Annotated in this window: 10 protein-coding genes; 5 read left to right on the top strand and 5 right to left on the bottom strand. The window is 73.5% G+C overall.

The features are described from left to right. Together AOK18_RS06810 and AOK18_RS06805 are read left to right on the top strand one after the other, a co-directional pair. Positions 1 to 979 (top strand): acyl-CoA desaturase (locus AOK18_RS06810; RefSeq protein WP_055693716.1); only part of this gene is annotated, 979 nt, incomplete at its 5' end. Then, positions 976 to 1653, top strand: a complete 678-nt coding sequence (locus AOK18_RS06805) for a TetR/AcrR family transcriptional regulator (protein ID WP_055572017.1) — start codon at positions 976 to 978, stop codon at positions 1651 to 1653. The genes AOK18_RS06810 and AOK18_RS06805, both read left to right, overlap by 4 nt. A 173-nt stretch (positions 1654 to 1826) precedes the next feature. Here AOK18_RS06805 and AOK18_RS06800 read toward each other — a convergent pair whose 3' ends face one another. Beyond that, positions 1827 to 2666, bottom strand: a complete 840-nt coding sequence (locus AOK18_RS06800; protein WP_055693715.1) for a trans-aconitate 2-methyltransferase — start codon at positions 2664 to 2666, stop codon at positions 1827 to 1829. A 19-nt stretch (positions 2667 to 2685) separates the two neighbouring features. Continuing rightward, positions 2686 to 3771, bottom strand: coding sequence for a helix-turn-helix transcriptional regulator (locus AOK18_RS06795; RefSeq protein ID WP_079039726.1), 1086 nt, complete (start codon positions 3769 to 3771; stop codon positions 2686 to 2688). A gap of 91 nt (positions 3772 to 3862) precedes the next feature. Between AOK18_RS06795 and AOK18_RS06790 the strand changes: the two genes are divergently transcribed. Both AOK18_RS06790 and AOK18_RS06785 read left to right on the top strand, forming a co-directional pair. Then, positions 3863 to 4228: a VOC family protein gene (locus AOK18_RS06790; RefSeq protein ID WP_055572015.1), complete on the top strand. Its 366-nt coding sequence runs from the start codon at positions 3863 to 3865 to the stop codon at positions 4226 to 4228. A gap of 124 nt (positions 4229 to 4352) precedes the next feature. After that, positions 4353 to 4850 carry a MarR family winged helix-turn-helix transcriptional regulator gene (locus AOK18_RS06785; protein WP_055572014.1) on the top strand — a complete coding sequence of 166 codons (498 nt, stop codon included), beginning with the start codon at positions 4353 to 4355 and terminating at the stop codon, positions 4848 to 4850. On the opposite strand, the gene AOK18_RS06780 is transcribed toward AOK18_RS06785, so the two are convergent. Continuing rightward, a complete protein-coding gene (locus AOK18_RS06780; RefSeq protein ID WP_055572013.1) occupies positions 4809 to 5576 on the bottom strand; it encodes a response regulator transcription factor in 768 nt (255 codons plus the stop codon). The genes AOK18_RS06785 and AOK18_RS06780 overlap by 42 nt on opposite strands. Before the next feature lie 327 nt (positions 5577 to 5903). Between AOK18_RS06780 and AOK18_RS06775 the strand changes: the two genes are divergently transcribed. Continuing rightward, positions 5904 to 6389, top strand: a complete 486-nt coding sequence (locus AOK18_RS06775; protein ID WP_175400258.1) for a GNAT family N-acetyltransferase — start codon at positions 5904 to 5906, stop codon at positions 6387 to 6389. A gap of 35 nt (positions 6390 to 6424) precedes the next feature. Here the strand turns inward: AOK18_RS06775 and galK are convergent, their stop codons facing one another. Together galK and AOK18_RS06765 are read right to left on the bottom strand one after the other, a co-directional pair. Then, complete coding sequence (gene galK, locus AOK18_RS06770) at positions 6425 to 7603, bottom strand: galactokinase (RefSeq protein ID WP_055693714.1); 1179 nt, start codon at positions 7601 to 7603, stop codon at positions 6425 to 6427. A gap of 100 nt (positions 7604 to 7703) precedes the next feature. Next, positions 7704 to 8224, bottom strand: a 521-nt coding sequence (locus tag AOK18_RS06765) for an NAD-dependent epimerase/dehydratase family protein (protein ID WP_157865047.1), incomplete at its 5' end; no start/stop codon positions are given.

Genomic DNA, 8224 nt, shown 5'->3' with positions numbered 1-8224 from the left:
CGGCGCCGGCGCCGACACCGCAGCCGTTCCCTCCGCCACGCTGGGCGGGGAGCGCAAGCGTTCGATCGAGCAGATCGCGCTGCTGTTCTTCATCGTCGTTCCGTTCCTGGCCGTGCTGGCGGCGGTGCCGCTGGCCTGGGGCTGGGGGGTGAGCTGGCTGGACCTCGGCCTGCTGGTGTCCTTCTACTTCCTGGGCTGCCACGGCATCACCGTCGGTTTCCACCGCCATTTCACGCACGGTTCGTTCAAGGCGAAGCGGCCGTTGAAGATCGCCCTGGCGGTGGCGGGCTCGATGGCGGTGGAGGGGCCGCTGGTGCGCTGGGTGGCGGACCACCGCAAGCACCACAAGTTCTCGGACGCCGAGGGCGACCCGCATTCGCCGTGGCGGTACGGGGAGACGCTGCCGGCGCTGCTGAAGGGCCTGTGGTGGGCCCACCTCGGCTGGATGTTCGACGAGGAGCAGACTCCGCAGGACAAGTACGCGCCGGATCTGATCAGGGACCGGACGCTGCGGGCGATCTCCCGTCAGTTCGTGCTGTGGGCGGGGGTGTCGCTGGCGCTGCCGGCGCTGATCGGCGGTCTGGTGACGATGTCCTGGTGGGGCGCGTTCACCGGCTTCTTCTGGGGGTCACTCGTTCGGGTGGCGTTGTTGCACCATGTGACGTGGTCGATCAACTCGATCTGCCATGCGGTGGGCAAGCGTCCGTTCAGGTCGCGGGACCGTTCGGGCAACGTGTGGTGGCTGGCGGTGCTGTCCTGCGGAGAGTCCTGGCACAACCTGCACCACGCCGATCCCACGTCCGCGCGGCACGGTGTGGAGCGGGGGCAGGTCGATTCGAGCGCCCGGCTGATCCGCTGGTTCGAGGTGCTGGGCTGGGCGCACGACGTGCGCTGGCCGTCACGCTCGCGTATCGATTCGCGCCGTGAGGGCGGGGAAGGCCGCTCCCGGGGCGGGCGGGAGACGGCCGAGGCGGCATGATGGTCGCCGTGGCGACCGACTCCAGCAGCACCTCGAGCAACGACAAGCCGCGGCGCGTGCGCCGCACCCGGATGACCGGCGCGGAGCGCCGTCAGCAGCTGTTGGAGATCGGTCGCACCCTGTTCGCCGAGAAGGGCTTCGAGGGCACGTCGGTGGAGGAGATCGCGGCGAAGGCCGGGGTCTCCAAGCCGGTGGTGTACGAGCACTTCGGCGGCAAGGAGGGCCTGTACGCGGTGGTGGTGGACCGCGAGATGCGACGCCTGCTGGACATGGTGACGAGTTCGCTGACCGCGGGCCATCCGCGGGAGCTGTGCGAGCAGGCGGCGTTCGCGCTGCTGGACTACATCGAGGAGTACACGGACGGGTTCCGCATCCTGGTCCGCGACTCCCCGATCCCCCAGTCGACGGGGACCTTCGCCTCGCTGATCTCGGACATCGCCACCCAGGTGGAGGACATCCTGGGCCGCGAGTTCAAGAGCCGCGGGTTCGATCCCAAGCTGGCTCCGCTGTACGCGCAGGCGCTGGTGGGGATGGTGGCGCTGACCGGCCAGTGGTGGCTGGACGTCCGCAAGCCGAAGAAGGCGGAGGTGGCCGCGCACCTGGTCAACCTGGCCTGGCACGGCCTGGACGGCCTGGAGCAGAAGCCGCGGCTGATCGGCCACCGGAAGAGCTGAGACGACGGACCGGCGAAAGACCGGGGAAGCGCCCGGGGAGGGGCACCGCCCTAAGGCGGCCGGTGAGGGCGGCTTCGGGGCCTCCTGCGTGCCGGGGACGTCGAGGTGGTAAGCGCGCGGCCGTTCCTCGCTGCCGGGCGGCGCGGCGCGCTGGGCGTGGTCGAGTCCGGTGATCACCGGTTCTCCTCCCGCTGGGTGCGGGCCACCGCGAAGACGCGGCGGAACGGGAACGGGGTGCCGTGCGGGCCCGCGGGGTAGGCGGTGCGCAGGGCGGCGCGGTACGCGTCGACGAAGGCGTCGCGCGCCCCGGGGTCGTCGGCGAGGGCGGTGAGGACGGGCCGCAGGCCGGTGCCCTTGACCCAGTCCAGGACGGGGTCCTCGCCCCGCAGGAGGTGGACGTAGGTCGTCTCCCACACGTCGGCGGTGCAGCCGAGGCCGGTCAGCCGCTCCAGGTACGCCTCCGGGCGGAGCACGGCGCCGGTGTGCCGCAGGACCCCGTCGAGGCGGCCGGCCCAGCGCGGGGAGCGGGCGAGTTCCCGCAGGAGGGTGTGGCTGGGGGCGTCGAAGTTGCCGGGCACCTGGAAGGCGAGGGTGCCGCCGGGGACGAGTCCGGCGGTCCAGTCGGCGAACCGGTCCGCGTGCCCGGGGACCCACTGCAGGGCGGCGTTGCTGACGATCAGGTCGTACGGCCGGCCGGGCCCGGGCGTCCAGGTGCGGAGGTCGGCGTGGGCGAAGTCGGTCCGGCCGCCGCCGGGGGCGGGGCCCCGGTGGTCGGCGCGGGCCCGGCCGAGCATCTCGGGCGAGTTGTCGTAGCCGGTGACGCGGGCGCCGGGCCATCGTCCGGCGAGCAGCGCGGTGACGTTGCCCGCGCCGCAGCCGAGGTCGGCGATGCGGGGCGGGTCGCCGGGGAGTCCGGGGATCCGGGCGAGGAGGTCGAGGAAGGGCCGGGTGCGGTGTCCGGCGTGACGCAGGTACTGGTCGGGGTCCCAGCGGGGAGCGTTGACCGCGGGCATGGAGCCTCCTGGAGTCGGCCTACGGGTGTCCAGCGTCCCGCCCTCGATAACTTGAAGTCAAGAAACTCGACGTCGAGATATCTGGTTCCTGTGGATCCGCGCCCTCCCGGGCCGCCCGCGGCGGGTGCGGCGACGCGGAGCGGTCCGTGGGTTCCTCCCGGGAGTACCGCTGGAGGATCCGCGCGGCGAGCCGCCGGATGTGTTCCCTGGCCTCGGCGGGACCGGTCACGGTGACGCTGTCGCCGAACTGCAGGAACAGCCGGACGTCCTCCACGCTCCGGCCGTTCAGCGTGACGCTCGCCCGCCGGATTCCCACGGCCTCCCCCACGGCCAGCCGGCGCCCGAGGACACGCCTGGCCCGTCCGACCTGGTCCAGGTCGAGTTCGGCGTGGATCCGGAAGGAATCCGGGTTCTCCCAGCGCGCCGTCAGTTCCGCCGCGACACCGCTCAGGGTCGCGCCCGGGCGCAGCCGGCGAGCCGCCCTCATCGGTTCCCAGTCGACGAGCCGTTCCAGCGCGTGAAGGCGCGGGCGGCCGGCGGAGTCGGCGACGAGGTACCACCTGCCGGCCTTGGCGAGCAGCCCGTAGGGGTCGACCACCCGCCAGCTGGGCTCGCTCTCCTCGGATCCGCGGTAGCGCAGGCGCAACCGCACACCACGCCGCAGGTCGCCCACCAGCGCCGCCGGAGGCAGCCCTTCGGCGTCCCGGACGTACCAGGGCCTGTTGTCGGTGGCCACGACCGTGCTCAGCGGCAGCGCGCCGCCGGCCGACGGACGCGGCGCCGGCCGCACCTTCCGGTGCGCGCGCCGGGTGTCGGCCGAGGCTCCCAGCTGCTCGCGCTGCGTGTCGTCGAGGCCGTAGAGCGCGAGGTGGTCCCGTTCGTCCGGGGTGAGCCGTGAGGTGTCGAGCAGCCCACCGGGCAGGAGCGTCACCCCGCCCAGGCGGCCGCGCCGCACCAGCAGGGGGAAGCCCGCCTCCTGCAGCCACCGCACGTCCCTGAGGACGGTACGCACCGACACGCCGGTCCGAGCCGCCAGCTCGGCGGTCGTCGTGGTCTGCCGGGACTGCAGCGCCAGCAGCAACAAGAAGAAACGATCCGGAGTCACGGCACCGAGAATCCCAGAAATCACGACGGGATCCGTCAGGTACGGCACGCATGCTCCAGTCGTCCACCGGGACCGACCCCAGGAGCACGCCATGCCGCCCTCGATCGTCTTCATCGTCTACGTCAACGACACCTCCCAAGCCACCCGCTTCTACTCGGACCTCCTCGAGACCGAGCCCGGTTTCCGGGTTCCCGGGTACGTCACCTTCGCTCTCGGCGACGGCGCGGACCTCGCGCTGTGGAGCGGGCGGTTCGACGGCCTGGACCCGGCGGTGCCGCGCACCGGCGAGGTCTGCCTCGCGCTGCCCGGCGGGCCCGACGCGATCGACCGCCGGTTCTCCCGGTGGGCGCAGAAGGGGGTTCGGGTGGTCAGCGAACCTCACGACGAGGTGTTCGGGCGCACCTTCGTCGTCGCGGATCCGGACGGCAACCTGATCCGGGTCGCCCCCGTCGACTGACGGCGGTCCCGCGGGGGAACAGGGGTGCGGGCCGGCGGCCGTCCGGCGGTCCGCACGCCTCTCCGGGGCCAAGAAACTTGACATCAAGAGACTTCACGTCGACACAACCACTACACTGATCGTCATGGAGGACGAGGTCGATCGGCTGGTCGCAGCGTGGCGCCGGGAGCGCCCGGACCTCGACGTGGAACCGCTCGAAGTGCTCAGCCGGGTGAGCAGGCTCGCCCGGCACCTGGACCGGGCCCGCAGGCTGGCCTTCGCCGAGCACGGGCTGGAGCCCTGGGAGTTCGACGTCCTGACCGCGCTGCGCCGCGCGGGCGCCCCCTACCAGCTCTCGCCGGGGCAGCTCCTGACGCAGACGCTGGTCACCTCGGGCACGATGACCAACCGCATCGACCGCCTGACCAAGAAGGGTCTGGTGGAGCGTCTGCCCGACCCCAGTGACCGGCGCGGGGTGCTGGTGCGCCTCACGGACGAGGGCCGGGACCGCGGGGACAAGGCGCTGGCCGGGCTGCTGGCGCAGGAGCGGGCGATCCTCGCCGAGCTCTCCCACGCGCAGCGCGTCGAACTGGCGGCCCTGCTACGCGGGCTGACTGCCCCGTTCGACAACATCCCCGGCTAGGTCGACCGGCCCGACGCCCGCCCTGCGGGCCAGGGCCACGGCGGCGAGGGTGGAGTGCACGCCCAGTTTGCCGAGCACGTTCTGCATGTGCGTGCGGACGGTGTGCGGGGACAGGTACAGGCGCTCGGCGACGGCCTTGCGCCCCAGGCCCGCGACCATGCACCGCAGCACCTCCCGCTCGCGCGGGGTCAGGGACTCCACGAGCCGTTCGCTCTCGGTGCGGTGCCTGCGGGCGGCGGTGAGTTCGCGCAGCACCCCGGTGAGCAGGGCGGGCGGCAGGTGCGTCTCGTCGCGCAGCACGCCCCGGACGACGGTGAGCAGCCGGCTCAGCGAGCAGTCCTTGGCGACCCAGCCGCCCGCTCCGGCCTGGAGGGCGAGTGCGGCACGGTGCGGGTCGTCCTTCTCGGCGAGCACGACGATCCGCACCCGCGGGTGGACCGAGCGCACCCCGGCGACCAGGGACATCCCGTCGACGACGCCGTCCCCGTCGCCCGCGCGCGCCGGTACGGCGGACGGGCCGGACGGTGCGGCGCCGCCCAGGTCGGCGTCGACGAGGAGGACGTCGAACCGCCGTCCCTCGGCGGCTCCCCGCTCCAGGCACCGCAGGGCGGCCGGGCCGCTGCCCGCCGCGGACACCTCGACGTCCGGCTCGGCGGCCAGGGCCGCGGCGAGCGACTCGGCGAAGATGCGGTGGTCGTCGACGACCAGCACGCGGATACGTTGCACGGAACCCCCTCCCCCATGCTCTCCGCAGAGCAGGGGACTACCCCGTCACCGGAAGACGCCACCGGACGGACGCCGGCGCGGGTGCGGCACCGGAGCCCGGTTCCGGACCGACGGGACCCGCCCGGAACCACCGGAACCACCGCTCCCGGGGCGGGCCGCCGGAAGCCGTCCGGCCGCCGCCGTACGTCACCGCCGCCCCGCCCCGGATCGCGTACCCGAGTGTCTCGCCCCCTGAACGGCGCCGGCCCCCACCGGCGCTGTTCCTCAGAGTACGGACAAGGGCCCGGAGGGGAAGGCTCTTTGCAGAACTGGCGCTCCTGCGCGTTTATGGTGAGCCGCATGTTTCGTCTTGAGACAGAAGTCGACAAGGACCGACGTGATCTGCTCCGCAGGAGGCTGAGGGACACGAACACGGCGGCGTCCCCGGTGCTGCGCGCCCTGCGCGGGACCCCTCACGAACGCGAGTCCCCTTTGCACGTGTGGGCATCGGGCCCGGCCGGCGATCTGGCGGGCGGCCTGGTCGGCCACACCTGGACGACCTGGCTGCACGTGACGTACCTGTGGGTCGACGAGCGCCACCGCGGGGCGGGCCTGGGCACCCGTCTGCTGGCGGAGGCGGAACGCCTGGCCGCCGGACGCGGCTGCACGGCCGCCCGGGTGGAGACCTGGGACTTCCAGGCCCCGGGGTTCTACCGGCGGCACGGCTACGAGGTGGTCTGCGTCATCCCGGACTACCCGCCGGGCATCACGGAGTACACGCTGACGAAACGCCTGGGGCCGGAGGCCGGGACGCGTCGAGCGCACCCGGGGTGACACCGCCGGCACCCTGCCGGTGCCGGCGGTCCGCTTCAGCGCACCCGCCGTGCCCCCGCCGACGGGACCGCCTCGAAGACGCGGGGGGCCTTGAAGCCGGCCGTGGCGAAGGCGTCCTCCACCGCCTTGGTGACGGCGTCCACGTCGGTCTCCTCGGCCAGGACGATGGCCGAGCCGCCGAAGCCGCCGCCGGTCATGCGGGCGCCGAGGGCGCCGGCGGCGACGGCGGTGTCGACGACCAGGTCGAGTTCGGGGCAGGAGACGCGGAAGTCGTCGCGCAGGGAGGCGTGGCCGGCGGTGAGGACGGGGCCGATGGCGCGGGTGTCGCCCGCTTCGAGGAGGGCCACGACCCGGTCCACCCGGGCATCCTCCGTCACCACGTGCCGCACCAGGCGGCGGACCTCCTCCTCGTCGCCCAGCCGCTCCAGCGCCGCGTCGAGCTCGGCGTACGGGACGTCCCGCAGGGCGTCGACGCCGAGGAGGGCGGCGCCCTTCTCGCAGCCGGCGCGGCGCTTGCCGTACTCGCCCTCGCTGTGGCTGTGCTTGACCCGGGTGTCGACGACCAGCAGGCGCATGCCCTCGGCGGCCAGGTCGAAGGGGATCTGCCGCTGGGAGAGGTCGCGGGTGTCGAGGAAGAGGGCGTGGCCGCTCTCGCAGCAGGCGGACGCCGTCTGGTCCATGATGCCGACGGGGGCGCCGACGTAGACGTTCTCCGCGCGCTGGCACAGGCGGGCCAGCTGCCAGCCGCGCAGACCCAGTTCGTACAGGTCGTTGAGGGCGAGGGCGACGACGACCTCCAGGGCCGCCGAGGAGGACAGGCCGGCGCCGGCCGGGACCGCCGAGGCCAGGTGGACGTCGGCGCCGCCCACGGCGTGGCCGGCCTCGCGCAGGGCCCAGACGACGCCCGCCGGATAGGCGGTCCAGTCCTTGTCCGTGCCCGGGACCAGGGCGTCGACCGCGATCTCCGCGACGGGTGCGGCCACGTCGGCGGAGTGCAGGCGCAGGACGCCGTCGTCGCGCCGGGAGACCGCCGCGACCGCGGTGTGCGGCAGGGCGAACGGCATGACGAAGCCGTCGTTGTAGTCGGTGTGCTCACCGATGAGGTTGACCCGGCCCGGTGCGGCCCAGACGCCCTGCGGTCCGGCTCCGTACAGCTCCCGGAAACGCTCGCCGACCGCTTCCGCGGCCGCCTCGCCGACGGTGGACTCGCTCATGCCCTGCCCCTGACTCTTCGTCATCCTGAATGTCCTGCTGCTGCTCGTCCTGCTGCCGCACGGTCCGCCGCCGCACGGTCCGCCGCCACTCGTTCCGCCGTTACGTGTCCTGCCGCCGGGCGAACTCCCACGCGTCCGCGACGATCCCGGCGAGGTCCGGGCGGGACGGCTTCCAGCCCAGTTTCTCGCGGGCCGCGGCGGCCGACGCCACCAGGACCGCCGGATCGCCGTCCCGGCGGGGGGCCACGACCTCGGGGATCGGGTGGCCGGTGACCCGGCGGACCGTCTCGACGACCTCGCGGACCGAGAAGCCGTTGCCGTTGCCGAGGTTGCAGATGAGGTGTTCGCCCCCGGTCGCCGCGGCCAGGGCCAGCAGGTGGGCCTCGGCCAGGTCGGCGACGTGGATGTAGTCGCGGACGCAGGTGCCGTCCGGCGTCGGGTAGTCGTCGCCGTAGACGCTGATCGCGTCGCGGCGGCCTTGGGCGACCTGGAGGACGAGCGGGATCAGGTGGGACTCGGGGTCGTGCCGCTCACCCCACTGGCCGTAGGCGCCGGCCACATTGAAGTAGCGCAGGGAGACCGCGCCCAGGCCGTGGGCCGCCGCCTCACCGGTGATCATGT

Origin of the sequence: Streptomyces prasinopilosus, from assembly GCF_001419695.1 — a bacterium.
Classification (GTDB): Bacteria; Actinomycetota; Actinomycetes; order Streptomycetales; family Streptomycetaceae; genus Streptomyces; species Streptomyces prasinopilosus.
The sequence above is the reverse complement of the archived record's forward strand: the minus strand, read 5'-3'. Positions and strand labels throughout refer to the sequence as shown.